The sequence below is a fragment of the Arenibacterium sp. CAU 1754 genome, from assembly GCF_054482635.1.
In genome coordinates this window covers 140,264-165,563 of record NZ_JBTLRG010000001.1, presented here as the reverse complement: position 1 = coordinate 165,563, position 25,300 = coordinate 140,264, and the positions used below count along the sequence as shown (strand labels likewise).

At 60.1% G+C, this 25,300-nt stretch carries 26 protein-coding genes and 2 tRNA genes; 13 read left to right on the top strand and 15 right to left on the bottom strand.

Annotated features, from left to right (window positions below):
• Positions 1-24 precede the first annotated feature (24 nt).
• The 3 genes from purQ to purC form a co-directional block, all read right to left on the bottom strand.
• Positions 25-693, bottom strand: coding sequence for a phosphoribosylformylglycinamidine synthase subunit PurQ (purQ, locus tag ACXYMO_RS00880; RefSeq protein WP_458876759.1), 669 nt, complete (start codon positions 691-693; stop codon positions 25-27).
• A gap of 74 nt (positions 694-767) precedes the next feature.
• Positions 768-998, bottom strand: a complete 231-nt coding sequence (gene purS / locus ACXYMO_RS00875; RefSeq protein ID WP_458876758.1) for a phosphoribosylformylglycinamidine synthase subunit PurS — start codon at positions 996-998, stop codon at positions 768-770.
• An 84-nt stretch (positions 999-1,082) separates the two neighbouring features.
• Positions 1,083-1,844, bottom strand: coding sequence for a phosphoribosylaminoimidazolesuccinocarboxamide synthase (gene purC, locus ACXYMO_RS00870; protein WP_458877865.1), 762 nt, complete (start codon positions 1,842-1,844; stop codon positions 1,083-1,085).
• Between the two features lie 163 nt (positions 1,845-2,007).
• Between purC and ACXYMO_RS00865 the strand changes: the two genes are divergently transcribed.
• Together ACXYMO_RS00865 and bmt are read left to right on the top strand one after the other, a co-directional pair.
• Positions 2,008-2,325, top strand: coding sequence for a DUF1476 domain-containing protein (locus ACXYMO_RS00865; protein WP_458876757.1), 318 nt, complete (start codon positions 2,008-2,010; stop codon positions 2,323-2,325).
• Between the two features lie 270 nt (positions 2,326-2,595).
• Positions 2,596-3,615, top strand: a complete 1,020-nt coding sequence (bmt, locus tag ACXYMO_RS00860; protein ID WP_458876756.1) for a betaine--homocysteine S-methyltransferase — start codon at positions 2,596-2,598, stop codon at positions 3,613-3,615.
• A gap of 9 nt (positions 3,616-3,624) precedes the next feature.
• On the opposite strand, the gene ACXYMO_RS00855 is transcribed toward bmt, so the two are convergent.
• Entirely contained in the window at positions 3,625-4,704 is a 1,080-nt protein-coding gene (locus tag ACXYMO_RS00855; protein WP_458876755.1) for a PA0069 family radical SAM protein, read from the bottom strand.
• Between the two features lie 210 nt (positions 4,705-4,914).
• Here ACXYMO_RS00855 and ACXYMO_RS00850 point away from each other — a divergent pair, with 210 nt between their 5' ends.
• From ACXYMO_RS00850 to ACXYMO_RS00840, 3 genes are all read left to right on the top strand, one after another.
• Complete coding sequence (locus ACXYMO_RS00850; RefSeq protein WP_458876754.1) at positions 4,915-5,613, top strand: corrinoid protein; 699 nt, start codon at positions 4,915-4,917, stop codon at positions 5,611-5,613.
• Between the two features lie 3 nt (positions 5,614-5,616).
• Positions 5,617-6,300 carry a DUF1638 domain-containing protein gene (locus tag ACXYMO_RS00845; protein WP_458876753.1) on the top strand — a complete coding sequence of 228 codons (684 nt, stop codon included), beginning with the start codon at positions 5,617-5,619 and terminating at the stop codon, positions 6,298-6,300.
• A gap of 215 nt (positions 6,301-6,515) precedes the next feature.
• Positions 6,516-7,010 carry a hypothetical protein gene (locus tag ACXYMO_RS00840; protein ID WP_458876752.1) on the top strand — a complete coding sequence of 165 codons (495 nt, stop codon included), beginning with the start codon at positions 6,516-6,518 and terminating at the stop codon, positions 7,008-7,010.
• Positions 7,011-7,165: 155 nt separating this feature from the next.
• Here the strand turns inward: ACXYMO_RS00840 and ACXYMO_RS00835 are convergent, their stop codons facing one another.
• Positions 7,166-7,576, bottom strand: coding sequence for a SufE family protein (locus ACXYMO_RS00835; protein WP_458877864.1), 411 nt, complete (start codon positions 7,574-7,576; stop codon positions 7,166-7,168).
• A 137-nt stretch (positions 7,577-7,713) separates the two neighbouring features.
• On the opposite strand from ACXYMO_RS00835, the gene ACXYMO_RS00830 reads away from it, so the two are divergent.
• Positions 7,714-8,229 carry a hypothetical protein gene (locus ACXYMO_RS00830; RefSeq protein ID WP_458876751.1) on the top strand — a complete coding sequence of 172 codons (516 nt, stop codon included), beginning with the start codon at positions 7,714-7,716 and terminating at the stop codon, positions 8,227-8,229.
• A 16-nt stretch (positions 8,230-8,245) separates the two neighbouring features.
• Here the strand turns inward: ACXYMO_RS00830 and rnd are convergent, their stop codons facing one another.
• The 3 genes from rnd to purM form a co-directional block, all read right to left on the bottom strand.
• Entirely contained in the window at positions 8,246-9,403 is a 1,158-nt protein-coding gene (rnd, locus tag ACXYMO_RS00825; protein ID WP_458876750.1) for a ribonuclease D, read from the bottom strand.
• A 150-nt stretch (positions 9,404-9,553) separates the two neighbouring features.
• On the bottom strand, positions 9,554-10,150 hold the full coding sequence (gene purN / locus ACXYMO_RS00820) for a phosphoribosylglycinamide formyltransferase (RefSeq protein WP_458876749.1): 597 nt from the start codon (positions 10,148-10,150) through the stop codon (positions 9,554-9,556).
• Positions 10,147-11,193 carry a phosphoribosylformylglycinamidine cyclo-ligase gene (gene purM, locus ACXYMO_RS00815; protein WP_458876748.1) on the bottom strand — a complete coding sequence of 349 codons (1,047 nt, stop codon included), beginning with the start codon at positions 11,191-11,193 and terminating at the stop codon, positions 10,147-10,149. The genes purN and purM overlap by 4 nt, the downstream gene beginning before the upstream one ends.
• A gap of 106 nt (positions 11,194-11,299) precedes the next feature.
• On the opposite strand from purM, the gene ACXYMO_RS00810 reads away from it, so the two are divergent.
• Positions 11,300-11,376: transfer RNA gene (locus ACXYMO_RS00810), tRNA-Ile, on the top strand.
• Positions 11,377-11,476: 100 nt separating this feature from the next.
• Here the strand turns inward: ACXYMO_RS00810 and ACXYMO_RS00805 are convergent.
• Positions 11,477-12,796, bottom strand: coding sequence for an ATP-binding protein (locus tag ACXYMO_RS00805; protein ID WP_458876747.1), 1,320 nt, complete (start codon positions 12,794-12,796; stop codon positions 11,477-11,479).
• A 40-nt stretch (positions 12,797-12,836) separates the two neighbouring features.
• On the opposite strand from ACXYMO_RS00805, the gene ACXYMO_RS00800 reads away from it, so the two are divergent.
• A complete protein-coding gene (locus tag ACXYMO_RS00800) occupies positions 12,837-13,754 on the top strand; it encodes an MBL fold metallo-hydrolase (protein ID WP_458876746.1) in 918 nt (305 codons plus the stop codon).
• A 77-nt stretch (positions 13,755-13,831) separates the two neighbouring features.
• Positions 13,832-13,906 (top strand) — tRNA-Asn (locus ACXYMO_RS00795).
• Positions 13,907-13,955: 49 nt separating this feature from the next.
• On the opposite strand, the gene ACXYMO_RS00790 is transcribed toward ACXYMO_RS00795, so the two are convergent.
• The 5 genes from ACXYMO_RS00790 to ACXYMO_RS00770 form a co-directional block, all read right to left on the bottom strand.
• The gene (locus ACXYMO_RS00790) at positions 13,956-15,524 is read right to left on the bottom strand and encodes a sialate O-acetylesterase (protein WP_458876745.1); all 1,569 of its coding nucleotides are present in this window, start codon (positions 15,522-15,524) and stop codon (positions 13,956-13,958) included.
• Between the two features lie 96 nt (positions 15,525-15,620).
• Positions 15,621-16,439 carry a hypothetical protein gene (locus ACXYMO_RS00785; protein ID WP_458876744.1) on the bottom strand — a complete coding sequence of 273 codons (819 nt, stop codon included), beginning with the start codon at positions 16,437-16,439 and terminating at the stop codon, positions 15,621-15,623.
• Positions 16,436-17,485, bottom strand: coding sequence for a GSCFA domain-containing protein (locus ACXYMO_RS00780; protein WP_458876743.1), 1,050 nt, complete (start codon positions 17,483-17,485; stop codon positions 16,436-16,438). Before ACXYMO_RS00780 ends, ACXYMO_RS00785 begins: the two co-directional genes overlap by 4 nt.
• Before the next feature lie 129 nt (positions 17,486-17,614).
• A complete protein-coding gene (locus ACXYMO_RS00775; protein WP_458876742.1) occupies positions 17,615-18,814 on the bottom strand; it encodes a cytochrome P450 in 1,200 nt (399 codons plus the stop codon).
• A gap of 121 nt (positions 18,815-18,935) precedes the next feature.
• Complete coding sequence (locus ACXYMO_RS00770; RefSeq protein ID WP_458876741.1) at positions 18,936-20,507, bottom strand: M10 family metallopeptidase C-terminal domain-containing protein; 1,572 nt, start codon at positions 20,505-20,507, stop codon at positions 18,936-18,938.
• A 227-nt stretch (positions 20,508-20,734) separates the two neighbouring features.
• Between ACXYMO_RS00770 and ACXYMO_RS00765 the strand changes: the two genes are divergently transcribed.
• Positions 20,735-21,073 carry a TfoX/Sxy family protein gene (locus ACXYMO_RS00765; protein ID WP_458876740.1) on the top strand — a complete coding sequence of 113 codons (339 nt, stop codon included), beginning with the start codon at positions 20,735-20,737 and terminating at the stop codon, positions 21,071-21,073.
• Here the strand turns inward: ACXYMO_RS00765 and ndk are convergent.
• Positions 21,070-21,492 carry a nucleoside-diphosphate kinase gene (gene ndk, locus ACXYMO_RS00760; RefSeq protein ID WP_458876739.1) on the bottom strand — a complete coding sequence of 141 codons (423 nt, stop codon included), beginning with the start codon at positions 21,490-21,492 and terminating at the stop codon, positions 21,070-21,072. The genes ACXYMO_RS00765 and ndk overlap by 4 nt on opposite strands.
• 196 nt (positions 21,493-21,688) lie before the next feature.
• On the opposite strand from ndk, the gene ACXYMO_RS00755 reads away from it, so the two are divergent.
• The 3 genes from ACXYMO_RS00755 to ACXYMO_RS00745 are packed head-to-tail and all read left to right on the top strand — an operon-like array spanning position 21,689 to position 24,777.
• A complete protein-coding gene (locus ACXYMO_RS00755; RefSeq protein ID WP_458876738.1) occupies positions 21,689-23,533 on the top strand; it encodes an ABC-F family ATP-binding cassette domain-containing protein in 1,845 nt (614 codons plus the stop codon).
• Positions 23,530-24,150 (top strand): MarC family protein, encoded by a 621-nt coding sequence (locus ACXYMO_RS00750; RefSeq protein WP_458876737.1) that lies wholly within the window; start codon positions 23,530-23,532, stop codon positions 24,148-24,150. Before ACXYMO_RS00755 ends, ACXYMO_RS00750 begins: the two co-directional genes overlap by 4 nt.
• Positions 24,151-24,195: 45 nt before the next feature.
• Positions 24,196-24,777 carry a retropepsin-like aspartic protease family protein gene (locus ACXYMO_RS00745; RefSeq protein ID WP_458876736.1) on the top strand — a complete coding sequence of 194 codons (582 nt, stop codon included), beginning with the start codon at positions 24,196-24,198 and terminating at the stop codon, positions 24,775-24,777.
• The last annotated feature ends 523 nt before the right edge of the window (positions 24,778-25,300 follow it).

Sequence of the window (25,300 nt, the reverse complement as noted above, 5' to 3'; positions counted from 1 at the left end):
TGCGCCCTGCCCGCCGGGCTCAAGTCACGCGGTTTCCAGCGCCCCGACCAATGCGCGGAACAGCGCCGCCCCGTCGGTTCCGCCGTGACCTTGGTCCGCGGCCCGTTCAGGGTGCGGCATCATCCCCAGAACCCTGCGGTTTTCCGACAGGATCCCGGCAATGTCGTCGCGTGACCCGTTCGGGTTTTCGGTATAGGTGAACGCGATGCGGTCCTGATCGCGCAGCTGCGCCAGGGTTTCATCATCGGCAAAATAGTTGCCATCGTGATGTGCGATCGGAATGCCCAGGACATCGCCTGCGTTATAGCCTTCGGTATAGGCGCTGGCCGAGGTTTCTACCCTGAGGCCGACCGTCTTGCAGATGTATTTCAACCCCGCATTGCGCAGCAGCGCACCGGGCAACAGCCCGGTTTCGGTCAAGACCTGAAATCCGTTACAGATACCAAGGGCATAGCCGCCGCGGTTGGCATGTTCGGCCACCGCCTTGCAGATCGGCGACTGGGCCGCGATGGCCCCGCAGCGCAGGTAATCGCCATAGGAAAAGCCGCCCGGCACGCCGACGATATCGACATCTGAGGGCAGCACGCTGTCCTTGTGCCAGACCATGGACACATCGGCGCCTGCCGCTTCGAACGCGACGGCAAGATCCCGGTCACAGTTGGAACCGGGGAATACAACGACTGCAGCTTTCATACCTGCTCCTTCCGTCAGAAGATGTGGTGATCCAAATCGGTCAGGACAACCCGGTGCCCGTCCCGCCGCGGGCCTCAGCCCATTTCGATCGCGTAGGATTCGATCACGGTGTTGGCCAACAGCTTTTCGCACATATCGGTCACCTCAGCCTCGGTCGTGCCCTCGGCCAGATCGAGATCGATCACCTTGCCCTGACGCACACCGTTCACCCCGTCAAAGCCCATCGCCCCCAGCGCGTGGCGCACGGCCTCGCCCTGCGGATCCAGAACCCCGTTCTTCAGCATTACGTGTACCCGCGCCTTCATCGTGTCGTCCTCTGCTTTCTTGCCGAAACCTGTGCCATGTTCATGTGGTCCCCGGGGCCCGAGCGCGGGCCAGACCGGGCAGGATCAATTGATCAGTGTTGGTTTGGTGATCTGTGTCGCGTTCTTGGGCAGCACGCCCAGACGGCGCGCCACCTCGGAATAGGCATCCGTCAGACTGCCCAGATCGCGGCGGAACACATCCTTGTCCAGCTTCTGGCCGGTTTCGATGTCCCACAGGCGGCAGCTGTCCGGGCTGATTTCATCCGCCACGACCAGACGCTGGAAGTCACCATCATAGACGCGACCGATTTCGATTTTGAAATCGACCAGGCGAATGCCCACGGCCAGCATCAGACCGGACATGAAATCGTTGACCCGCAGCGCCATGCTCAGGATATCGTCCATGTCCTGCTGGCTGGCCCAGCCAAAGGCGGCGATATGTTCCTCGGTGACCAGCGGGTCCCCCAGTGCATCGTCCTTATAGCAATATTCCACGATCGGGCGCGGCAACTGCGTGCCCTCTTCGATCCCCAGACGCTTGGACAGGGACCCAGCGGCATAATTACGCACGATCACCTCAAGCGGGATGATTTCGCAACTGCGCACCAACTGTTCACGCATGTTAAGCCGTTTGATGAAGTGAGTCGGCACGCCAATCGTGTTGAGGCCTGTCATGAAAAATTCGCTCAGACGGTTGTTCAGAACGCCTTTACCGTCAATCACGTCCTTTTTCTCGGCATTGAACGCGGTGGCATCGTCCTTGAAATATTGAACGATGGTGCCGGGTTCGGGACCTTCATACAGGATTTTGGCCTTGCCTTCGTATATTTTCTTGCGCCGCGCCATGAGGTGCCTTTCGGGGATCGGGGCTGAGATGAGTCCCATACGCCTTTGCCGCCGCTATAGTGCAAGGGCCGCAGTGTCGCAAGCATGGGACGCCCCCCTTGCGCCCGCCCGCGCACAGCGGCATATCTGGAACGGACAACAGTTAATCAAGAGGGCCGGCCCCATGACCACTTTCGACGAACGCGAAAACGCATTCGAAGCCAAGTATGCGCATGATGAAGAAATGAACTTCAAGGCGATCGCGCGCCGCAACAAACTGCTGGGCCTCTGGGCCGCCGACCTGATGGGCAAATCGGGCGCTGAAGCCACCGACTACGCCAAGAGCGTCGTTCTGGCCGATTTCGAAGAAGCAGGTCACGAAGATGTCGTGCGCAAGGTGGCCGCCGATCTGGACGGCAAGGCCGATGCCGCCGCCATCCGCGCCAAGATGGCGGAACTGCTGCCCGTCGCCAAGGCCGAGATCATGTCCGAAGTGGGCTGACCCGCTTTCGACCTTTCCCAAAGCGGAAAGTATCCTGAAAACTGTTCGGCAGTCCGGCCCGCGCCGGGCTGCCGAAACGGCCAATCCCGACCATTGAGCGTGGCGAAATCGCCACTGCCCCCAGGGCCAGCCAATACCGGCGTTTGCCCGCCCCTTCATGAACAACATGAAAAGAATCAATTTGCTTTGATCTTTGGGGCGTGACAGACGGGCCGCAAAACCGTCATGCGCGTGGCGCAGGCGGACGGATTTGAACGGGACCGGTACCAAATGAGCAACCTACTTTCCGATATGATCGCAACCTATGACGTCATCCTGGCTGATGGCGCGACGGGCACCAACCTGTTCAACATGGGCCTGGAATCCGGCGAGCCGCCGGAGTTGTGGAATGTGGACCACCCCGAAAAGATCACCGCACTTTATCAGGGGTCGGTCGATGCGGGCAGCGATCTGTTTCTGACGAACACCTTTGGCGGCACCGCCGCGCGTCTGAAACTGCACGGCGCGGAAAAGCGCGTGCGCGAACTGTCCCGCATCGGTGCCGAACTGGGCCGCAACGTGGCTGACAAGGCCGGTCGCAAGATTGTCGTCGCAGGGTCGGTCGGCCCAACCGGTGAGATCATGCAGCCCGTTGGCGCCCTGAGCCACGACCTGGCCGTCGAGATGTTCCACGAACAGGCCGATGGGCTGAAAGAGGGTGGCGTTGACGTTCTCTGGGTCGAAACCATCAGCGCGGCCGAGGAATTCCGCGCCGCGGCCGAAGCGTTCAAACTGGCCGGGATGCCCTGGTGCGGCACGATGAGCTTTGACACTGCCGGGCGCACCATGATGGGCGTCACCTCGGCCGACATGGTCAAGCTGGTCGACGACATCGACCCTGCCCCGCTCGCCTTTGGGGCCAATTGCGGCACCGGCGCCTCCGATCTGCTGCGCACGGTCCTGGGGTTTGTCGCGCAGGGGACGGAACGCCCGATTGTCGCCAAGGGCAACGCTGGCATCCCGAAATACCACGACGGCCATATCCATTACGACGGCACGCCGGAACTGATGGGCGATTACGCCGTCATGGCGCGCGATTGCGGTGCCAAGATCGTCGGCGGCTGTTGTGGCACCATGCCCGATCACCTGCGTGCCATGCGCGAGGCGCTGGACACCCGTCCGCGCGGCGACCGTCCGACACTGGACCAGATCACGGCCGCCCTGGGCGGGTTCAGTTCCGCCTCGGACGGCACAGGCGAGGACGCCAAGACCGACCGCCGCTCCCGTGGGCGCGGACGCCGCCGCGCCTGATCGCACGGTTCAGAACAGAGACAATTGATCGCCCGGTGTTGCAGGGACGGCAAACAGGTCGGACCTGAGTGGCGGCACATCGCGATCCAGCCCAAGGCGGCGGGCCGCCTTGCGGAACCGTGCCGCGATCATGCCCGCGTAGACCCCCTCACCCCGCATCCGGTGGCCCCACCGGGCATCGTAGTCGCGCCCGCCGTGCATTTCGCGCAGGCGCGCCATGACCTTGGCCGCGCGCCCGGGCACGTTCTCGGCCAGCCAGTCCTGCCACAGTTGCGACACCTCACGCGGCAGCCGCAGCATGATCCAACTGGCTGTTTCGGCGCCGGCATCGCGCCCCGCTTCAAGCAGCGCCTCGATTTCGTGATCGGTCAGCCCCGGCACCACGGGTGAGGTCATGACCCTGACCGGCACCCCTGCCCGCGTCAGCCGGCGTATGGTCTTAAGCCTGCGTTCAGGCGCGGGCGCGCGCGGCTCCATCCGGCGCGACAGATCACGATCCAGCGTCGTCAGCGAAATGCCCACGCGGACCAGCCCCCTGGCCGCCATCGGAGCCAGAATATCAAGGTCCCGTTCAATCAGCGTTCCCTTGGTCACGATGGCCACCGGGTGGTTGAACTCGGCCAGAACGGCAAGGCATTCCCGCGTGATGCCCCATGTCCGCTCAACCGGTTGATAGGGGTCGGTGTTCGTGCCGATGGCGATCGGCGCAACCATGTAACGCCGTGCGGACAGCTCGCGCCGCATCACCTCGGCCGCACCGGGACGCGCGACAAGGCGGGTTTCGAAATCAAGCCCCGGCGACAGGCCCAGATAGGCGTGTGTCGGACGCGCAAAACAATAAATGCAGCCTTGTTCGCAGCCCCGATACGGGTTGATCGAGCGATCGAACGGCAGATCGGGTGACCGGTTATAGGTGATCAGGCTGCGCGCCTCCTCGGTGCGGACCTCGGTGCGAAACCCGGGCCGCGCCTCCGGAATGTCCCAACCGTCCCAATCCTCGCTCCACATGGCGTCATACCGCCCCGGCGCATTGCTCAGCGCGCCACGCCCCCGGCGGCGGTCCTTGTCAATTGGAGTCTCATGCAGCATGCACCCAAAGTAGAACAAAAGCGGAACACATGCAATAAACCCAACATCTTCCTGCAAAATCTTCATTACCAATCTGTCGAATTCCCGCGTATTGGTCGGTAGCAGTGTCGCCGATGTCGTAATTATTGCAGTCGGGATGCGACCAAATGGCAAAAAGGGCGGGAGACCGGCCACCGGGGCACTGCCCCGTTCACACAAGGAAGCGCCTGTATGTCGGAAGAAGATGACATCATCCTGTCGGAACTGGACGACGAAGAACTTGTCCAGCAGATGTTCGACGACCTGTACGATGGTCTGAAAGAGGAAATCGAAGAAGGCGTGAACATCCTGCTTGAACGCAAGTGGGAGCCTTACCGGGTCCTGACCGAAGCACTGGTTGGCGGCATGACGATCGTCGGCGCCGACTTCCGCGACGGCATCCTTTTCGTGCCCGAGGTTCTGCTGGCCGCCAACGCGATGAAAGGCGGCATGAAAATCCTGAAACCGCTTCTGGCCGAAACCGGCGCGCCGCGCGTCGGCAAAATGGTGATCGGAACCGTAAAGGGCGACATCCACGACATCGGCAAGAACCTTGTGTCGATGATGATGGAAGGCGCAGGGTTCGAGGTGGTCGATCTGGGGATCAACACCCCGGTCGAGGAATACCTGGAAGCGCTGGAAGCCGAACAGCCCGACATTCTGGGCATGTCCGCCCTGCTGACCACCACGATGCCTTACATGAAGGTGGTGATCGACACGCTGATCGAACAGGGCAAGCGCGACGACTATATCGTGCTGGTGGGCGGCGCCCCCCTGAACGAGGAATTTGGCAAGGCCATCGGCGCGGACGCCTATTGCCGGGATGCGGCCGTTGCTGTTGAAACCGCCAAGGATTTCGTCGGTCGCAAGCACAACCAGCTGAGCGCCTGAGCCTTGAAACAGCGGGCTGACACGCCAGGTGCGCCCGCTGATTTACCTGACGACGACACCCTGACGCGGGCTGGCCTGCCGGCCCCGGAAAAAGGCCGCGTCTTGCTGATCGCCTGCGGCGCGCTGGCGCGTGAAATCCTCGCTCTCAAGGCACGGAACGGATGGGAACATCTGGACCTGACCTGCCTGCCCGCGATCCTGCACAACAGCCCAGACAAGATCACCGATGCCGTTACATCAGCGGTGGAAAAACACCGTGGGACCTATGAACAGATATTCGTCGTCTACGCCGATTGCGGTACCGGGGGGCAGTTGCAGGCCGCGTGTAACCGGCTGGGCGTCGAGATGGTGAAAGGCCCCCATTGTTATTCCTTTTTCGAAGGAAATGAAAAGTTTAAGCGCCATAGTGAAAGCGAAATCACAGCCTTTTACCTGACCGATTTCCTGGCCCGCCAATTCGATGCCTTTGTCTGGAAACCACTGGGGCTGGATCGTCACCCCGACCTGATCAAGATGTATTTCGGCAATTACGAAAAACTGGTCTATCAGGCCCAGACGGACGATCCCGCTTTGACCGAAAAGGCCCGCCAATGCGCCCAGCGTCTCGGGCTCGCCTTCGAGCGGCGGTTCACCGGATACGGTGATCTGGACATGACACTGTCGGGCTGGGCCGCCAATTCGGCCTGAGCATCACCTAACGACCATCAGGCAGATTTGTCCGTCACGTCGTCAACTGATCTGAAGGCGCTGTTGTGCGGGTGCAAAGAATTCCTGGAATGTGTCCGAAGCAACCATGTGAAAAAAATAAATATTCCACAGAGTTTTCTGTAAGATTGAAGGCGGTGTATAGATCAAGTAAACACCCCCGAGATGTTCAAAGGCAGGCATATACACACATACAAATGACATTATCAGTGGTTGAAGCTTATAATGAAGGTGTGAATGACCTAGCAGGGACCTTACCCATCAAGGGTGTCCAGCGCTTGTTTCTGCGGCACAGGCTTGGCGTTTTAACGACAAAACCCTGGGTGTTGTTGCCCCTGTCCGTCATTGCGGCCCGCGCGAGAACTCAAAGCCTTGGGCAAGCCGTCGCTGTTCCCTACGAAATGCTTAACTCTGGTGAACAAATGGCAATGCAGTTTTTATACGATGTGCTTGAACAGGGATCGGACTATCTGTTTAGTATCGTCGACAAAAGCGACACGAACATTGGCCTCTTTGAAGTGAGCTTCGTTTTCTTAACGTATTCGGATACAAAGCTTCGTCGCGATAAGTTGCCCTCATTGGTAACGACAATGGCGGAAGACAGATCCAACGCGATTCCAGCGGGTGCAGATATTGTCACCCGTTTTATGCAGGCTAGCCCCAATTCACCGATAAAACCAATCCAACCATAATGAATTGATCAATATTTCGAGGTCTGTTTTCAAAGGCCGCTTTACCCCGCAAACTTGACCTTTAGGTGACCTTTAGGCCGCAAGTACCTGACTCCATGAACTGATTGAACTCAGACAGTTTCGTACGTCGCAACAGAGGTCGGCAACACTCCGAGTTACGCGTTTTCTGCAGCAACCTTGCGAATGCGTTCAATCATTGCGCGCAGGCCATTTGACCGTTGCGCCGACAGATGGTCGTTCAATCCGAGCCGCGCCATTTCCGCCGCCGCATCCACCCGGGCGACCTCGGCCACGGGCAAATCGTTGTAAAGCGCGCGCAAGACTGCGATCAGCCCGCGCACGATCAGCGCATCGCTTTCCCCGTCAAAGCGGAACACCCCATCGTTGATCTGCGGATGCAGCCAGACTTGACTGGCACATCCGTCGACCTTGGTGGCGGGAACTTTCAGCGCCTCGGGCAGCGGTTCCATCGCCTTGCCCTGCTCGATCACATAGCGATACCGGTCTTCCCAATCCTCAAGGAATTCGAAGTCTTCGACAATCTCTTCAAAGGCGGGGCCGGCCATCAACTGTGTCCTCTCGGTCTGTCTGGCCATCAGGTATGCCGGGACCCCGCTCCTGTCCAGCCCTGCCTTGCGGCTTTTCAAGGTCCTCGGGATGAGGTAACCCAAAGGTATCAAATCTGGAAACGGCGGTACCCGATATGCGCAAATTTGTTCCGGCCCTCGTCATAAGCAGCCTGATCCTGTCCGGCTGCGGTTGGAGCGACTCGCGCGTGAATCCGAAAAACTGGTTCGGCAGAAGCAAGCCTGTCGCCGCCGCGCCCGCAGACGGGTCCACCAACCCGCTGATCCCGGCCAAGCGTCGCGGCCTTCTGGCCCGTCCGGAAAAGGAAGATGTCAGCGTTCCAATCGACACGATCACCGCCTTGCGGATCGAGCCGACCAACTCGGGCGCAATCATCTATGCGTCCGGCGTTGCCAGCCGCCAGGGCGCCTTCGAGGCCCGGCTGCGCCCCGACAATCCCGATCTGATCCCCGAAGACGGTGTTTTGAATTTCACGTTCCGCGTGGTTTACCCGCGCAACCCGACCCCGGTCGGGAGCGAGTTGTCACGCACGGTTCACGAAGCATACAGCATTTCGGCGCAAACGCTGTCCGCAGTGCGCACAATCCGCGTCTCCGGTGCCAGAAACGCACAGGAATCGCGCCGCCGGTAACGGCGGATGCCAATTTTCAGATTTCGATGGCCCGCACGCTCTGGCCCTTGGCCGCGAGGGCGATTTCGCCGTTGCACAGGCGCAAGGCATCCGCTCCGAACACCTCGTGCCGCCACCCGGCCAGTGCCGGAACATCACGCTGTCCAGCCGCGATGAGGTCCAGATCCGCACTTGAGGCGATCAGCTTGGCCGCCACACCCGAGCTTTCGGTCTTGGACTTCAGCAACACGCGCAGCAGATCGGCCAGAGCCGGATTGACCTGAAGCTTTTCACGGCTGCGGTCCGGTGTAGGCAGTTGATCGTTCGAGCAGTTCACGCCGCGTTCGACCGCATTCAGGATGCCTTCGGCAATGTCCCCGCGCCGGGCCTCGCGCAGCAACAGGCGCAACCCGCCCAGATCGGACTGGGTCCTGGGCTTGGCCGAGGCCAGTTCGATCAGCGCATCATCCTTGAACACGCGGTTGCGCGGGATGTTGTTGTATTGTGCATGCTGTTCGCGAAACGCGGCCAGTTCCCGCACCACGGCCAGGAACCGGGGCGCATTGCTGCGGGTCTTGAGGCGTTTCCACGCCTCTTCCGGCTGAATGTCATAGGTGGCCGGATTGGTCAGAATCTGAAGCTCTTCCTTTACCCACCGGGTCCGGCCCGTCTTTTCCAACTCATCGGACAAGAATTCATAAATCTTGCGAAGATGGGTCACATCGGCCAGCGCATAGGATTTCTGCGCGTCACTCAGAGGGCGGCGGGACCAGTCGGTAAAGCGCGATGTCTTGTCCACCGACGCGCGGACGATCTTGCGCACCAGTGTTTCATACCCAACCTGTTCGCCAAACCCGCAGACCATCGCGGCGACCTGTGTGTCAAACAGCGGCTCGGGGAAAACATGATCATCGACCCAGAATATCTCAAGATCCTGACGCGCCGCATGGAATACCTTGACCACGTTTTCATTACGAAACAGATCATACAGCGGCTCAAGCGACAGACCATCCGACAGCGGATCGACCAGGACCGCAGTTTCATCATCGTCGCCCGGTATGGCCAGCTGAACAAGGCAGAGTTTGGAGTAATAGGTGCGCTCGCGCAGAAATTCCGTATCGACTGTCACATAGGGGTGGTCGGCTGCGGCTTTACAAAATGCGTCGAGTTCTTGCGTCGTGGTGAGCGTTTTCATCGAAATTCGATTTTCTGCTTTCTTATTATGGTCAATGCCCGGCAAGGGCGTGCTTTTGCGATGAAAAATAGTCTTAGGCCAAACACCGCCGATTGCAAAGCGCGGCTAAACCGCTGTTGCCAATTTGTGCGCCACTGGGGCCTTTCGGCCTCAGTTCAGGAAAACAGGGGTGCGATCGCCGGCCGCAAAGCGGCGCAAAACAGCCGGATAGAGCCGGTGTTCTTGATCCAGCACACGCGCGGCCAGGATTTCGGGCGTGTCCCCTTCCAGGATCGGCACCCGGGCCTGACCCAGAATGGGGCCGTCATCCAGTTGCGCGGTCACCTCGTGGACGGTACAGCCATGTTCGCTGTCCCCGGCCTCAAGCGCGCGCGCATGGGTATGAAGCCCCTTGTACTTGGGCAAAAGCGAGGGGTGAATGTTCAGCATCCGGCCCTGCCATTGCGACACGAACCCGTTGGTCAGGACACGCATGAACCCGGCCAGGCAGACGATGTCGGCCCCGGCGTCGATCAGCGGTTTGATCAGCTCGGCCTCGAATGCAGCGCGATCGCCCTCGAAGGGGCGGTGATCGACATGTGCGGTGGGAATACCGCGCGCCGCCGCCTTGGCCAGCCCGCCGGCCTCGGGGTCGTTTGACATCACCAAACAGGGGCGCGCCGGGTGATCCCCTGTCATGCTGTCGACAAGCGCGACCATGTTGGACCCGCCGCCGGACAGCAAAATCGCAACCCGTTTATGGCTCACAGCAGTGTCCCGGAATAGGAAACACCGGCGCGATCAGTGGTCTGACCGATGCGGTACACGGTCTCGCCCGCGTCGTTCAGAAGCTGGCTCAGCGCGTCTGCCTGATCGGCGGCACACACAAGGATCATGCCGATGCCGCAGTTGAAGGTCTTGAGCATTTCATCCTGCGCGATCCCACCGGTTTCCGCCATCCAGCGGAATACGCCGGGCAGATCCCATGCCGACAGATCGATATCGGCGCCCATGCCCTCGGGCAGGACGCGCGGCAGGTTCTCGGTCAGGCCGCCACCGGTGATATGGGCCAGCGCATGCACGCCCCCTGCCCGGATCGCCGCCAGCGCCGGTTTCACATAAAGCCGGGTCGGCGTCAGAAGGTCCGCCCCCAGCGTTGAATCGCCAAACGGGCTGTCGGCATCCCACGTCAGGCCGGAATGCTCGACCAGACGACGCACCAGCGAATATCCGTTGGAATGCACACCGTTGCTGGCCAGCCCCAGCAAAACGTCACCCTCGCCCACACCGGCAGGCAGGTCCGATCCACGCTCCATCGCGCCGACGGCAAACCCGGCGAGGTCGAAATCGCCCTCCGGATACATGCCCGGCATTTCGGCGGTTTCGCCGCCGATCAGCGCACAACCCGAACCCTCGCACCCCGCAGCGATGCCCTCGATGATGCGGGCGGCCGTTTCGGTTTCGAGCTTTCCGGTCGCGAAATAGTCAAGGAAGAACAAAGGTTCGGCGCCCTGGCACACCAGATCGTTGACGCACATGGCGACCAGATCGATGCCGACCCCGTCAACCACGCCCGTGTCGATCGCGATCCGCAACTTGGTGCCAACACCATCCGTGGCCGCAACCAGGATCGGGTCGCTGTACCCGGCGCCCTTGAGATCGAACAAGGCGCCGAAACCGCCCAGCCCGCTCATCACACCGGGTCGCGCCGTGCGCTTGGCCGCGGGTTTGATCCGCTCGACCAATTCATTGCCCGCATCGATATCTACGCCCGCCTCGGCATAGGTCATACCATTCTTGCCCGCTGTCATCGGATTCATCCCCTGTCTGCCTGAGCGCGGGTTAGTCGATTAAGCGTCGGCATGCAACGGTCAGGCTTGACGCGCGCGACCATCGTGGTACGCACAGGCCCAAGGCGGGCCTGTAGCTCAATTGGTTAGAGCAGAGCGCTCATAACGCTTTGGTTGCGGGTTCGAGTCCTGCCGGGCCTACCACGCCTCCCCCATGCCGGACGCAGATCGACGCCACAGGGCGACGTGGAACAACGCGCCCCTGAGCAGTTTCCGCACATTCAGAAAGACATCTGCGCGCGGCTTAACGCCCGATGACGATATCAGCGCGCAATCCGCCCAGCCTCTCACTCTCGCCAAGGCGCAGAACGCCCCCGTGCGCGCGCGCAACGTCGTTCACGATGGCCAGCCCCAAGCCGACGCCGCCGCCCAGATTCTGGTTGCGGGCCGGATCCAGCCGGGCAAAGGGTTTCAGCGCTTCGCCGCGTTGTTCGTTCGGGATGCCGGGCCCATCGTCTTCGACGCGGATGCGCAGGGATTTGTCGGTAAGAACCACCGACACCTCGGCGCGTTTCCCATACCGCACGGCATTGCCCAAGAGGTTCTCGATCGCGCGACGCATCGCCACGGGCCGCAGCATGACCTCGCCCTGCCCCAGTTCTTCGACCAACGTGACATCCTTGCCCGAGCGCACGGCATCCTCGACGACCTGGCGCACCAATGCATGCGGATCGCAGGCTTCCGGCTCGCCCTCGGCCGTGCCTTTCGAGAAATCGAGAAACGCATCCAGCAGCCGCTGCATTTCATCCACATCGCGCAACAGGGGTTCGGCCTCGTCCTCGTCCAGCATCGACAGACCCAGCTTCAGCCGGGTCAGCGGCGTGCGCAAATCATGGCTGACACCTGATAACATCATCGTCCGCTGTTCGATCTGGCGTTCGATCCGCGCCCGCATATCCAAAAACGCACCGCCCGCCGCGCGCACCTCGGTCGCGCCAGACGGGGTATACGGCACGGTCCGCCCGCGCCCGAACGCCTGGGCCGCACTGGCGAGCCGCGTGATCGGGCGCAACTGATTGCGCATGTAGATAAAGGCGATCACCGTCATCAAAGCGCCGAAAAACACCATCGTGACAATCAACTGATGCGGTGCGGCGGCGGTGACCCGGCGCCGGTTGAGAACTACCTTGGCCGGACCGAGAGGCGTATCCATATAGAGATTGATCACCCGGTTATCGATGAACTCAACAACCCTCGTTTGCGGAAAGGCACCTCTGAATGTATTGCGCACAACATGCCCGGAATAGTCCAGAATCCCGATACTGTCCTTGCGCGGAACCTCCCTTTCGCGAACAAAGCCAACCGTGATCTGAAAAGCGTCAAGAAACGGCGCAATGTCGGCAAGGGCCTGTTCCTGGGTCGCCGCGGCCTCAAACCTGTTTACGACCGCGTCCAGTTCGCGCACCATGTTCAGGGACATTTGGGTGGTCACGTCTTCCAGGTGGCTTCGAATAAAGGCAACGGAAACAACCAGCTGCAGCACCACAACCGGCGCAACCAGGATCAGGGCACTTCGCCCGTAAAGGCCGCGCGGCATATATTGTTTGAGCCATTGGAAGGACATGCGCTAAGCCTAGCGGGCGGCGCCACCAAGAGGAAGAGCGATGACCCAAGCCCCTGACGATTTTGATCCGCCTGCCGGCGTTGCGATCGAACTGGCCCCGGGCCTGCGCCGGATTCTGGCCCCGAACCCGTCGCCCATGACATATCGCGGGACAAACACATATGTGCTGGGCACCACCGCACTGGCCGTAATCGATCCGGGCCCCGAAGACACATCGCACCTCGAGGCGATCCTGGCAGCGGTGCAACCCGGCCAACAGATCAGCCATATCATCGTCACCCATTCCCATATCGATCATTCGCCGCTGGCTGCCCCGCTCAGCGCCCGGTGCGGCGCGCCGATCATTGCCTTTGGTGATGCCCAGGCCGGGCGCAGCACCGTGATGGAGGAGATATCGCGCAACGGCATGACCGGTGGCGGCGAAGGCATCGACACCGCATTCCGTCCCGACCGGACCGTACGCGACGGTGAAACCATCGCGGGCGAAGGATGGGACTTGGAAGTGATCCACACCCCCGGTCATCTGGGCAACCATATCGCCCTGGCCTGGAACGACGTCTGTTTCACCGCAGATCATGTCATGGGCTGGGCAAGTTCTCTGGTCTCCCCGCCGGATGGCGATCTGACCGATTTCATGGCCTCCTGCCGCCGCCTCCGCGCGCGCGACTGGCGCGTATTTCACCCCGGCCACGGCGCCCCTGTCACCGATCCCGCCGGGCGACTGGACTGGCTGATTTCGCACCGTCTTTCCCGCGAAGCCGCGATCCTTGAACAGCTGGCGGCCGGCCCTGCAACCGCCCGCACACTGGCCGGGCGGATTTATACTGAAACGCCTCCCGCCCTGCTCCCCGCAGCCGAGCGCAACGTCTTTGCCCATCTCGTTGATCTTTCTGGAAAATCGCGGGTTGAACCGCATGGCCCATTGACGGCAAGCGCGACTTTTGCCCTGGTGAAATAACGGCACAGAAAAATTTTGGCTTTCGGCCAAAACCCACTGGACGGCGCAAATCCGGGTTGCTATATGGCCGACACCGTTCCGGCGTAGCTCAGCGGTAGAGCAGTTGACTGTTAATCAATTGGTCGTAGGTTCGATCCCTACCGCCGGAGCCATTTCCCCCAGTTTTCCGATGCTTTGACGGCTACTGCCTTCGCAAAAGGGTCATACGAAAACAAAATCATGCTGGTCGAGCGTGTCGAATGAAACGTCGACCAAAACGACCTGATCCTGGTTTCCATAGGAAATGATGGTGTTGCACGCTTCCTCACGGATCACCAAGGCATCGAACGACAGACCGTCGCTGAAAACCAGAACGTCAATGTCCGGCGTAAAATCAAGAATCTGGTCCTGACCATCCTGCGCGCGAAATACGAACCGATCCCGACCGGCCCCGCCTTCAAGACTGTCGTCGCCCTTGTGACCACGGAGGATATCACGGCCGCCGTTGCCGACCAGACTGTCGTTTCCGCCTTTTCCATTCAGAATGTTTCGGGCGTTATTGCCAACGATGGTATTGGCGCGCCCGTTGCCAAATCCGTCGATATTCTCAGCCCCGATCAGAGACAGATTTTCCAGATGCGCGCTGTAATCCCCCAGATCAACGTCGATTGATGCGCGCACATGATCGATGCCACCTTTTGCCTGTTCGACAATCCTGTTGCCCGAAGATTTGAAGACATAAAGATCATCGCCCTGCCCCCCGATCATGCGGTTCATGCCGATTTCGTCGATAAACGTGTCATTTCCCTTTCCACCGATCAGCACATCATCGCCCCAGGCGCCTTTCAGGATGTTGTCGCCCTTGTTGCCGACGATGCGATTGTCCAGCCCATTGCCGGTTCCGTTCAGATCGGCGCGGCCTGTCAGCTTCAGATCTTCAAGGTACTGGCTGTGAAATCGCAAGGTAAAGTCGCGCGAGGAGATGACCCTGTCGTTGCCCGCCTCGGACAGTTCAACCACGATATCACCCGCGTGATTGACATGATAAACGTCATCGCCGCTGCCCCCGATCATCCGTTCGCCCCCCGAAGTGCCGAAAAGAACGTCGCCAAACGCGGTTCCGATGAAATCCCCGCGTCCCGAATTGCCGCCGGCCGGTAGATCAAGATCGACCAGCGCATCGGCAAGAAGGTCGCGAAACCCGTCCGAAAAATGCAATCCGTCCCGAAACATGTCGGCCCCCGACACCCCGTTCAGGGCGGCGACGCCATCCGGATCAACCAGATCGAACAAGGCGTTGTTCGCCGCCAAAGCGTGCTGCGCCGCAGTGACGGCTTCCCAGTTTTCACGATCTTCCGCTTCGGGGGCATTACCTGACAGCCCTACAATCACCACATGCGCCGTTTCGACACCGGTCTCGCGGTGTGGGAATGCCTGTTGAACGGCTTGGCGAAATCCGTCGATAACTTCGCTGAACCGTCCTTCATACTCATCAGCGCGACCGACCGAGTGGGTATCCGCCTCGCCCTGCAGCCAAAAAACCTTTTCCAGGTAGGCATCTTGGTCCGAAGCAAGCGCTTCAACGGTATCGGTCACCAAATCCTGCCGCAGTTCGTCATTCGCCGCCCAGTCCAGCTTGGACCGTTTGTAGGTCAGCGGCGCGCCCGCGGCGTAGGTTTCGACCAGAATATACCCATCGACCCCGTGTTTCTGATCCAGCGCCCGTTGCAACGCGTCGTCAATTCCCTGCGCGTTACTTTGCCCAGCCAGAACATAAACAGGTATTGCCATTGCAGATCTCCAAACGCCGATGCGTTTGTTCTGCCCAAGCAGGGTTTAAGGCGGAGTTTCTGAAGGCCCACCAAATATCGATCATTTAACAAGGTGTTAGATCAAATTCGTCGGATCGGAAGATGCGGCTCTGATCTGATCCAAAACCAGTTTCCCGTAATCCATATTGGCATGCAGAATGTCGGAATCCGGCTGCCGCCCGGTCAGGTTCAACTTGGCACCGCCCCGGGCGAATTCGGGTTGGGTCAGGAAATCATGGGCAACTGTTTGCTGCGGCTGTTCCAGCAACGTAACACCGCTCCTCGCGGCAAAGACACGGTCATGGGCCTGCCGCACCATGCGCACCGCATCTTGCCCATCCTTTCGCCAGCGCAACCGGCGCAGCCCGATATGGCGCGTCTTGTCCTTGAGAACGTCAGCCGAGGGAAATGGCTGGGGCACAAGCAGAATGGGAATATCAAGAACCTTGCGCACCTCATCCACCAACCGATGGGCAATGTTTCTTTTGATTTCCGCCTGAATCGCCGCGTCCAATGCCGGTTCTGAAATCAGCGGGCGCGTCATCGGCGGGGCACCGGGTTTGCGCATCTCTTCGATATCGCCCTCAGTGGATGGCCAGCCGTAAACCGAATACCCGGTCACAAAGGGCAGGATCGAAAACACGGTCGCCGTCATCGAAACCACCGCGATCGCGTCGAAATCCTGCAGATCGACCTGTATTGGCATGCCTAAACGGCGCAATGTCCGCCGCAGATCACGTTTGGCGGCAAAAAGTTCGGTGCCGCGAATCCCGAAATGTTCGGGCCCGCGCCCCTGCTGAGCAAAGAATGTCAGCGACATATCTTCGGGCCTGACCTCGCGATAGGCCTGGTTCAGCATGCCGACATGCGAATTTCCGATAACGCAAATCTTCATTTCGGGGCGAATGCCTCAAGCATGACTTCTTCGCACACGTCCTCTGCCGCCGGATCGGGTTCGCGGGCGGGCACGGTTTTCTTGCGCTCGGTGTCCGCGCGGCCAAGGGCGTTGTGCGCGCCAAAGAACACGGTCATCACGCGTTTGACGGCCGCCTTGCTGACGGTGCGCAGATTGGCGTCGTAGTTGTCGGTGCCAAACGGCACGCCCGTGATGATTTCATAGGACGGGAAATAGTCGATGTTCGGATCACCGGCCGCCATTTCGCCGGCAACGGCCCTCAGCACCGACTTGGAATAGACCGTGGCCGATAAAACGTGCTGCCCGCTGGCGGTGGCGGTCAACGGGACCGGCGACACCGTCAGGATGATTTTGAGATTGGGCGAAATGTCCCGCATCAGATCGATCGCAGCGGTCAGATCGGCCGACACATCGGCAAATCCGGCGTTGGTGAACGCATGTTGCGTATCGTCATACTGCCCCGCGATCACGCCCGGGGCGGTCGGAAACACGATGCCGGTTGCGCGATCCTGCCAGGCCTCGGTCAGGCCAAGCGTGAAGATGAACACATCCATGTCCCGGATCATCGCCTTGACACGGCGCAAGTGGTCGAGCCGGCTCAGACGCACCTCGTCGGCGCAGGACAGCCCCTCGGGCTCGACTCCGGGGCGCAGCGCATCAAAGAACCGGCCATTCTTTTCCCAGATCGCTGCGTCATGAACCTGGTCGCCAATCGCGTCTTCCAGCAACTGGCGCAGTTGCCGGGCGGTATAGATATTGCCGTAGCGCGCCGAATACAGCCCATAACCAAAGCGGCGCGCAACCGAGACATCCATCCCCTTGGGCGCCGGTTCCACGTCGAGAAAGGAAAACTCGGACTTGACCAGAAACCGGGAAATATTCTGGGCAAAACAGCTCCCGGCGGTGGCGATGCCGCGCCCCGTTTCAAGCCGAAACTTCGGGGCATAGATGTCGGATATGCGAAAGGACGGGTCCTTTCGGCACAACTTCCAGAATGCGGATCGGGTCAGTTTCGAATAGGGCATGGATTCCTGAAATCACGGCCACGGCAAGGTCAAACGCCAAGGCCAACTTAGCGGACAACACCCCGAATATACCAGCAGGATTAACCTGCGCTTTATGCCAGTTGCGCCATCGGCAAAGCGTGGCGCGGATCAGTCCAGGCTTGCGGGCAAAGACACGTAGCCGCGAAACCGCATACGCCCGCCCCCAATGCGCCCCGGCAGGATACGATAGTCAGGAAACCGGGTCAGAAATCGCGATATGGCGATCCGCCCCTCCATCCGGGCCAGCGTCAACCCGACGCAGACATGCGGCCCACCGGCAAAGGCCAGATGCCGATTGGGTTTGCGCGTGATGTCCAGTTCCCCGGGGGTGTCAAACACCGCCGGATCCCGGTTTGCCGCCCCGATGCAAAGATGAAGGTTGGTTCCCGCCGCGATCGTCTGCCCGCCGATTTCGACCTCGGCGGTGGTCTCGCGATTGCCCAGCTGGTTGGGCGATCGGTAGCGCAGAAATTCTTCGACGGCACTGGTAATCAAATCCGGATTTTCCAGCAACAGGGCCTTTTGATCCGGAGTGTCGTTCAACAGGGCCAGCCCGTTCCCGATCAGGTTTGTCGTGGTTTCATGTCCGGCATTCAGGATGAAAATGCAGTTCTGGATCAGCTCGATCTCGGACAGTTTTTCGTCCGCGCCCTCGCCCCGGATCAGCCGGGTCAGAACATCGGTTTCGGGATCCCCCGGCTGCGCGCGGCGCCGCGCGATCAGGTCTGTCAGATAGGTTTTGAAGTCGCGCACGGCCGAGTGTCCGATTTCAAGCTGTTCCTGCGTCAGCGACGGTTCAAGCGCGCCAAGAATGGCAAGCGACCAGTCGCGCAACGGCGCCCGCTCCGCCATCGGGATATCCAGAAGGTTGCCGATGATCTGTATCGGGATCGCCGCTGCGAACTCCTCGATCAGGTCCACGGCGCCGTCATGTTGGCCCATCTCGCCCAGCAGGTGGTCCACCGTGTCGATCAGTCCCGGCTCCATCCGGGCCAGGGCGCGCGGTGTCAGCGCCGACGTCATGATTTTGCGCACCCGTGTGTGCAGCGGCGGATCGCTGAACACCAGCGACGTGGTGTGATGCTCGAACAGAGAAGAGCCTTCGCCGAATTTGGGGGCAAAGGCCGCTTTCTTGTCCGACGAAAAGAGCGAGGTATTGCGGTAAATCCGGTCCAGATCAGCGTGCCGCGAAATCAGGACCGATCCATCCGGCTGACGCAGGACGGGTGCGAATTCCAGCAGGGCGTCGTAAAATGGAAATGGAGCCTGAACAAATTCAGGCGGCGGAGCCGCCAGATCGAATTCCATTGTTGTCCGGCGCCTCTCGGCACTGTTTCTGTCCGTCACTTGCCCCTCCCGCATCGCGCGCTACATCGACACGGTCGCAACAGGTTCTGCAACTGTCAAACAGAAGAGGGGCAAAATGCGGTCAGAGGATGAAATCATCCGCCGTCATGTTCACCGTATTCATGACCATCACCGCCAGATCGGCGGCACCATCCCCGTCAACATCAACGCTGACCTTGGTATTGCCACCCATCTCTTGCGTTGCCACCGATGCCGAGCCGCCGGCTACCGTGCCATCCAGGACCAGTGTCAAAGTTTCCGAGGTCAGCCGGGACAGGTCGATTTCGTCAAGACCCAGTTCAAAATCCATGATTTTGTCGAGCTTGTTGGTAACCGCGCTGTCCCGGACGTTGGTATAGCGGAAATCATCTGCACCGCTGTCACCATACAGACGGTCGAACCCGGCCCCGCCAATAAGCTTGTCATTGTGCAGGCCGCCGTAAAGAACGTCGTTGCCGCCGCCGCCAACAATCAGGTCATTGCCCTTGCCACCGTTCAGCGTGTCCTGGCCCTTGCCGCCTTTGACGGTATCCTTGGCGCCGCCGCCAGTCAGAGTATCGCGTCCATTTCCGCCCAACAGGGTGTCGCGACCACCGTTGCCGGTCAGAGTGTCATCACCCGCGAACCCGTCAAGATAGTCGTCACCGGACAACCCGGTCAATTTATTGTCGGCCTCGTTGCCCGTAATGGTATCGTCGCCGGTACCGCCCTTGGCGTTTTCGATCAAGGCGCGGATATCCTCGTCGACAAGCCGCGCATTGGCGACATTGCCCGCGGCAAGATAATCGGGGCTGGAACTGAATTTGTTCAGATCGGCAAGTTGCGCGGTCGAAAAGGTCGAAAATGCACCCGGGGCCAGATCGATGACCAAATCGGTCGTATAGTTCGACAGGTCATATGTGTCTTCGCCGTCGCCATCCCAAATCGTGCGGAAAATGCGGTTGCCGGCAGGTGTTCCAAGACCAACGCCGTTGATCGACATCTCACCGGTGTTGGCATTGAAGGTATAGGTGGTATCCCCACTCCAGACTTGGCCGTTGGTTGAATAATTGGCACCATACAGAAACTGCAGAGCGGCAATGTCCAACTGCATATAGCTATGCGCCCAGTCGATGGGCCCACTGTCAAAAGAGAAGGTGTTCGTGTCGCCGACATAGTCGGTATAGGTCAAAACCGTGTATTCCTGTGAATCCAGACCCGATGCCACAAAGGCAGGGTGTTCATGGCCGTGGTTCAGCCCGAAGGAATGGCCGATTTCATGGATGAAATAGAGATAAGCCTCGTTGCCGACGATCGGGTTGGTCGTTCCGGTGCCGAAAAAGGCATCTCCGCCCTCTTCCAGGGATGTCGGCAGATAAGCATAGCCGCCGCTCAGGCCGGCCTCGGTTGCGAACCGGAATGTGCCTTCGGTCGTAAAGCTTTCCGTGACTTCCTGAAAGGTCAGGTTGGTAAAGCTGGAAATCTCCGACAATGCCGAGCGCACCGCGTCTCGCTGGGTGGCGTTCAGCGACGAAACCGCCGATATGCTCTGATAACTGTAATAGATGCCGCTGGTCGGAAAACTGTAGGTCATCGAACTGGGCGCCCAGTGGTTGGTCGTGAGCCAGGGATCGAAAACTTCGGAACTGTCACTTGTCAAATTTACGGCTGTCACTGAAAAACTCCATCAATCCAATAACCGACACATCTTGCGTACGCGTGTCATAAGAACAGGGCAAAAACACAATAACAATTGGGCATCCGTATGACACAGCGAAAATTCGCTGACTCACTTTTCACGTTGTCGTGTGATGACATGGACTGGCACGAATATGCCCTTGATGCCGACAGCCCGGGCATCGCCGCCGTGACATGCGTGGTCCGGGCTTCTAATCTTGCCAGATGAGTGATCCTGTCTCCTCGATCCGAAACCTTGGCCCCGCTTATGAGGCCTCCTGCGCGCGTGCCGGCATTCACTCGGCCCAGGCCCTGCGCGCGCTTGGCGCTGATGTGGCCTATGCCCGCCTGCTGAAATCGGGCATGCGCCCCCATTTCATCGGCTATTACGTACTGGTCATGGCGTTACAGGGACGCCCGTGGAACGATTGCAAAGGCGACGAGAAGAAAGCCCTGCGCAAACGGTTCGATGCGATCAAGGCCGCCGCACATGACAAGGGCCGCTCCCAGCTGGAAGCGGCCCTTGATGCAATCGGTGTGATCGAGAAACGCGAACCGCGTTAGCCGACCAGTTCGAGACCCGAGAAGAAATACGCGATCTCGACGGCGGCCGTTTCAGGCGCGTCCGACCCGTGGACCGAGTTTTCGCCAACGCTTTCGGCGAATTCGGCACGGATGGTGCCGGGGGCCGCGTCGGCGGGGTTGGTTGCGCCCATGATTTCACGGTTCTTGGTGATGGCGTTTTCGCCTTCCAGAACCTGAACGACAACCGGTTCGGACGACATGAATTCGCACAGTTCGTCATAGAACGGACGCTCGGCATGCACGGCATAAAAAACACCGGCCTGCTCTTTGGTCATGTGAATGCGCTTTTGCGCGATGATGCGCAGGCCCGCATCTTCGAACTTGGCGTTGATCTTGCCGGTCAGGTTGCGGCGGGTGGCGTCGGGTTTGATGATCGAAAAGGTACGTTCCAGTGCCATTCGGATGTCTCCAGTTTTGCGGGTCGGCCAGCGGGCCGCACCCTGAAATTACGTCGGCGCCCGGTTAGCACGGCTTGTTGACCTTGGAAAGGGTGCTCACACCTTCGCCCGTTCATTTCTCCGGCGCCTGAAATCGCCTGCGTCTTACGGCGTTCCGTGTCTGGCGCAGGCCGATTTGCTCTGTTAGGGCAAGGTCATGCTCAGGATCGAAGATATCACCTATGCCGTCGAAGGCCGCCCCCTGTTCGAAGGGGCCAGCGCAACCATCCCCGATGGCCACAAGGTCGGCCTGGTCGGACGCAATGGCACCGGAAAAACAACGCTGTTTCGCATCATCCGGGGCGAACTGGCGCTGGAATCGGGGTCCATCTCCCTGCCCTCGCGCGCCCGCATCGGTGGCGTCGCGCAGGAAGTTCCGGCATCCGACACCTCGCTCATCGACACGGTTCTGGCGGCAGATACCGAACGCTGCGCCCTGATGGCGGAAGCCGAAACCGCAACCGACCCGACGCGCATCGCCGAAATCCAGACCCGCCTGTCCGATATCGACGCCTGGTCGGCCGAGGCGCGCGCGGCCTCGATCCTTAAGGGCCTTGGCTTTGACGACGACGAACAACTGAAACCCTGCGCCGACTTTTCCGGCGGCTGGCGCATGCGCGTCGCCTTGGCGGCGGTTCTGTTTTCCAAACCCGATCTGCTGCTGCTGGACGAACCGACCAACTACCTTGATCTGGAAGGCGCGCTGTGGCTGGAAAACTACCTGTCGCGCTATCCCCATACGGTGATCATCATCAGCCACGACCGCGGGCTTTTGAACCGTGCGGTTGGGTCGATCCTGCATCTTGAGGACCGCAAACTCACCTTCTATCAGGGCCCTTACGACCAATTCGCCCGCCAGAGGGCCGAAAAGCTGGCCCAAGCCGAAGCGATGTCTAAAAAGCAGGAGGCCCGCCGCGCGCACCTGCAATCCTATGTCGATCGCTTCCGCTACAAGGCCGACAAGGCCCGTCAGGCCCAGTCGCGCCTCAAGGCGCTGGCCAAGATGCAGCCCATTTCCAGCCCGGCCGAGGCCGCCCTGCGCGCCTTTACCTTTCCTGAACCCGAGGAAATGTCGCCCCCGATCATCAATCTGGAAGGCGGCGTAACCGGGTACGGCGACAAGGTGATCCTGAGCAAGCTGAACCTGCGCATCGATCAGGATGATCGCATCGCGCTGCTGGGCAAAAACGGTCAGGGCAAATCGACCCTGTCCAAGCTGTTGTCCGGGCGGCTTGAGCTTATGTCCGGCAAGATGACCCGCTCGGGCAAGCTGCGCATCGGATATTTCGCCCAGCATCAGGTCGATGAACTGCACGTAGATGAAACGCCGCTGGATCACCTGCGCCGCCTGCGCCCGTCCGAGGCCCCAGCCCGCTGGCGGTCGCGTCTGGCGGGCTTTGGCCTTGGTCCCGCACAGGCCGAAACCATCGTCGGGCGGCTGTCAGGCGGGCAAAAGGCGCGCCTGTCACTGCTGATCGCCACCATAGACGCGCCCCATATGCTGATCCTCGATGAGCCGACCAACCACCTTGATATCGAAAGCCGCGAGGCGTTGGTCGAGGCGCTGACCGCCTATTCCGGCGCGGTCATTCTGGTCAGCCACGACATGCACCTTCTGTCCCTGGTGGCAGACCGCCTGTGGCTGGTGTCCGACGGGACGGTAAAACCATTCGAAGAAGATCTCGAAGCCTATCGCACGATGCTTTTGGCCCGGGACAAACCCGCGCCCAAAGCGGCCCCCGAAAAACCCAAACGCCCGTCGCGCGATGCCATCCTTGCCTTGCGATCCGAGGTTAGAAAGGGCGAACAACGCGTTGAAAAGCTGAATGAAATGCGCGACAAACTGGCTAAGAAACTGGCCGACCCCGCCCTGTACGAAGATGACAAGCGCGGCGAAGTCGAAGTCTGGCAGAGGAAATACGCCGAGGTGATGGAAGGGCTTGACCGGGCCGAGGCGCTTTGGCTGTCTGCGCTTGAAAAACTGGAGACCGCGGAAAAATGACCCCCGACAGCGCTTTTATGGTCACTGCCTTTGTCACCATGTTCGTGGTGATCGACCCCTTTGGACTGGCACCTCTGTTCGTCGCCCTGACCCAGGGCATGACCGCAAAGGAGCGCCGCGCCATCGCCATTCGCGCCTGCGCCACGGCGCTGGGCATTCTCACCATCTTTGCCCTCTTCGGCGAGGCGGTGCTGGGTTTTGTCGGCATCTCGATGCCCGCCTTCCGCGTTGCCGGTGGGGTTCTGTTGTTCCTGACCGCGCTCGACATGTTGTTCGACCGGCGCAGCAAACGGCGCGAAGACCAGACCGAAGAACACCCCGAGGATCCTTCGGTCTTTCCCTTGGCCATCCCACTGATCGCCGGACCGGGGTCGATCGCGTCGATCATCCTGCTGGCCGGTCAGCAACCGCGCTGGCAAGGGTACGTATTCGCCATCGCGGTCAGTGCGGCGGTGATTGCCGTGGCCCTGATCCTGTTCATGGCCAGCGGCTTGCTGGAACGCGCCCTTGGGCGCACGGGCATCAACGTGGTCACCCGGTTGCTCGGCATGCTGCTTGCCGCCCTTTCGGTGCAGTTCGTTCTGGACGGGTTGCGCGACTTCGGCTTTGCAAGCTGATCCGGCGCTCCTTATATCTCGGGCAGACCTTTCAGGAGCCTGACCATGAACGCGGATGATACCGGACGATTGCTTTACCTGGCCTTGCTTGGCGCGGCGCTGGTGTTCTGGTTTTTCATTCAGAACCGGGATTCGATGAATACCAAGCTGCAACAGGCCTCTGTCTGGGGCCTGATCTTCGTCGGAACCATCGCCGCCGTCGGAATGTGGGGCGATATCCGTCAGACGACGACCTTTCGCCACAGCGTCGATACCGAAACCGGCAGCATTTCCGTACCCCGCGCGCCGGACGGGCATTATTACCTTACCGTGGACGTGAATGACACGCCTGTGCGCTTCGTGATCGACACTGGGGCCACCGACATCGTTCTGTCCAAATCGGATGCCGAATCCGCGGGCATCAACATGAACGATGTCTATTTTCTGGGGCGCGCGCAGACCGCGAACGGGGTGGTCAAGGTCGCCCCCGTCACCCTGGACAAGATGCAGGTCGGACCGGTTGTGGATCGCGGGGTTTCGGCCTCGGTCAACGATGGGGCCATGAATGAATCCCTGCTCGGGATGACCTATCTCCAGCGGTTTGGAAAGATCGAGATCTCGGGCGGGCAGATGATCCTCACGCGCTGAAAGAGCCCAAGGCTCGGCATTCCCCGTTTCCGTGGGCTCAAATTGGCATCACGGATGGCCAGCGATGCGGGACGAGGCGGATTTCCGAACATCTCGCGCCGAGCCGCGCAACGACGGGCCGCGGGGCGGCGATCCGCTGGTTGAGCGTTGCGCTTTATTGTTCGGGTTTGCCTGTAAGATTTGAACTTTGCGCAATCTTCAACACATCGCCGTGCCGGGGGGCGGCCCGCCGATGCGCGGCGGCCTGCGGCCTTGTTCCGCGCTTTTTGAGCAAATCGGCAAAGGGATCAAAGCCGCAATCCGCAACGCGCCGCCAGAGCGGACAGAATGCGGACAAAACTGACGTTGGCTATCCCTCTACGAATACAGCCGCTGTCTCATCGATGTGAAGCTCAGCTTTGTTTCTGATGCACCAATCCTCTAGTTCACTCTTCAGCAGCGGCCAAAGGTCTTTTGCCCAATCTGGAGCCTTCGTTTCCCAAACTTTTTGAGTTGGAAGGTATGCGGAATATACACCCATAGG

Bases quoted from the DNA above. Each gene is read 5' to 3' on its own strand.
- ACXYMO_RS00855 (WP_458876755.1), bottom strand. From the start codon at position 4,704: ATGCTGCATGAGACTCCAATTGACAAGGACCGCCGCCGGGGGCGTGGC.
- ACXYMO_RS00835 (WP_458877864.1), bottom strand. From the start codon at position 7,576: ATGGCCGGCCCCGCCTTTGAAGAGATTGTCGAAGACTTCGAATTCCTT.
- ACXYMO_RS00805 (WP_458876747.1), bottom strand. From the start codon at position 12,796: ATGTCCTTCCAATGGCTCAAACAATATATGCCGCGCGGCCTTTACGGG.
- ACXYMO_RS00830 (WP_458876751.1), top strand. From the start codon at position 7,714: ATGCGCAAATTTGTTCCGGCCCTCGTCATAAGCAGCCTGATCCTGTCC.
- ACXYMO_RS00745 (WP_458876736.1), top strand. From the start codon at position 24,196: ATGAACGCGGATGATACCGGACGATTGCTTTACCTGGCCTTGCTTGGC.
- ACXYMO_RS00750 (WP_458876737.1), top strand. From the start codon at position 23,530: ATGACCCCCGACAGCGCTTTTATGGTCACTGCCTTTGTCACCATGTTC.
- ACXYMO_RS00850 (WP_458876754.1), top strand. From the start codon at position 4,915: ATGTCGGAAGAAGATGACATCATCCTGTCGGAACTGGACGACGAAGAA.
- ACXYMO_RS00765 (WP_458876740.1), top strand. From the start codon at position 20,735: ATGAGTGATCCTGTCTCCTCGATCCGAAACCTTGGCCCCGCTTATGAG.
- ACXYMO_RS00780 (WP_458876743.1), bottom strand. From the start codon at position 17,485: ATGCCCTATTCGAAACTGACCCGATCCGCATTCTGGAAGTTGTGCCGA.
- purC (WP_458877865.1), bottom strand. From the start codon at position 1,844: ATGGCGCGGCGCAAGAAAATATACGAAGGCAAGGCCAAAATCCTGTAT.
- purQ (WP_458876759.1), bottom strand. From the start codon at position 693: ATGAAAGCTGCAGTCGTTGTATTCCCCGGTTCCAACTGTGACCGGGAT.
- ACXYMO_RS00790 (WP_458876745.1), bottom strand. From the start codon at position 15,524: ATGGCAATACCTGTTTATGTTCTGGCTGGGCAAAGTAACGCGCAGGGA.
- purM (WP_458876748.1), bottom strand. From the start codon at position 11,193: ATGACAGCGGGCAAGAATGGTATGACCTATGCCGAGGCGGGCGTAGAT.
- bmt (WP_458876756.1), top strand. From the start codon at position 2,596: ATGAGCAACCTACTTTCCGATATGATCGCAACCTATGACGTCATCCTG.
- ACXYMO_RS00840 (WP_458876752.1), top strand. From the start codon at position 6,516: ATGACATTATCAGTGGTTGAAGCTTATAATGAAGGTGTGAATGACCTA.
- ACXYMO_RS00785 (WP_458876744.1), bottom strand. From the start codon at position 16,439: ATGAAGATTTGCGTTATCGGAAATTCGCATGTCGGCATGCTGAACCAG.
- ACXYMO_RS00755 (WP_458876738.1), top strand. From the start codon at position 21,689: ATGCTCAGGATCGAAGATATCACCTATGCCGTCGAAGGCCGCCCCCTG.
- ACXYMO_RS00865 (WP_458876757.1), top strand. From the start codon at position 2,008: ATGACCACTTTCGACGAACGCGAAAACGCATTCGAAGCCAAGTATGCG.
- purS (WP_458876758.1), bottom strand. From the start codon at position 998: ATGAAGGCGCGGGTACACGTAATGCTGAAGAACGGGGTTCTGGATCCG.
- rnd (WP_458876750.1), bottom strand. From the start codon at position 9,403: ATGAAAACGCTCACCACGACGCAAGAACTCGACGCATTTTGTAAAGCC.
- ACXYMO_RS00800 (WP_458876746.1), top strand. From the start codon at position 12,837: ATGACCCAAGCCCCTGACGATTTTGATCCGCCTGCCGGCGTTGCGATC.
- ndk (WP_458876739.1), bottom strand. From the start codon at position 21,492: ATGGCACTGGAACGTACCTTTTCGATCATCAAACCCGACGCCACCCGC.
- ACXYMO_RS00775 (WP_458876742.1), bottom strand. From the start codon at position 18,814: ATGGAATTCGATCTGGCGGCTCCGCCGCCTGAATTTGTTCAGGCTCCA.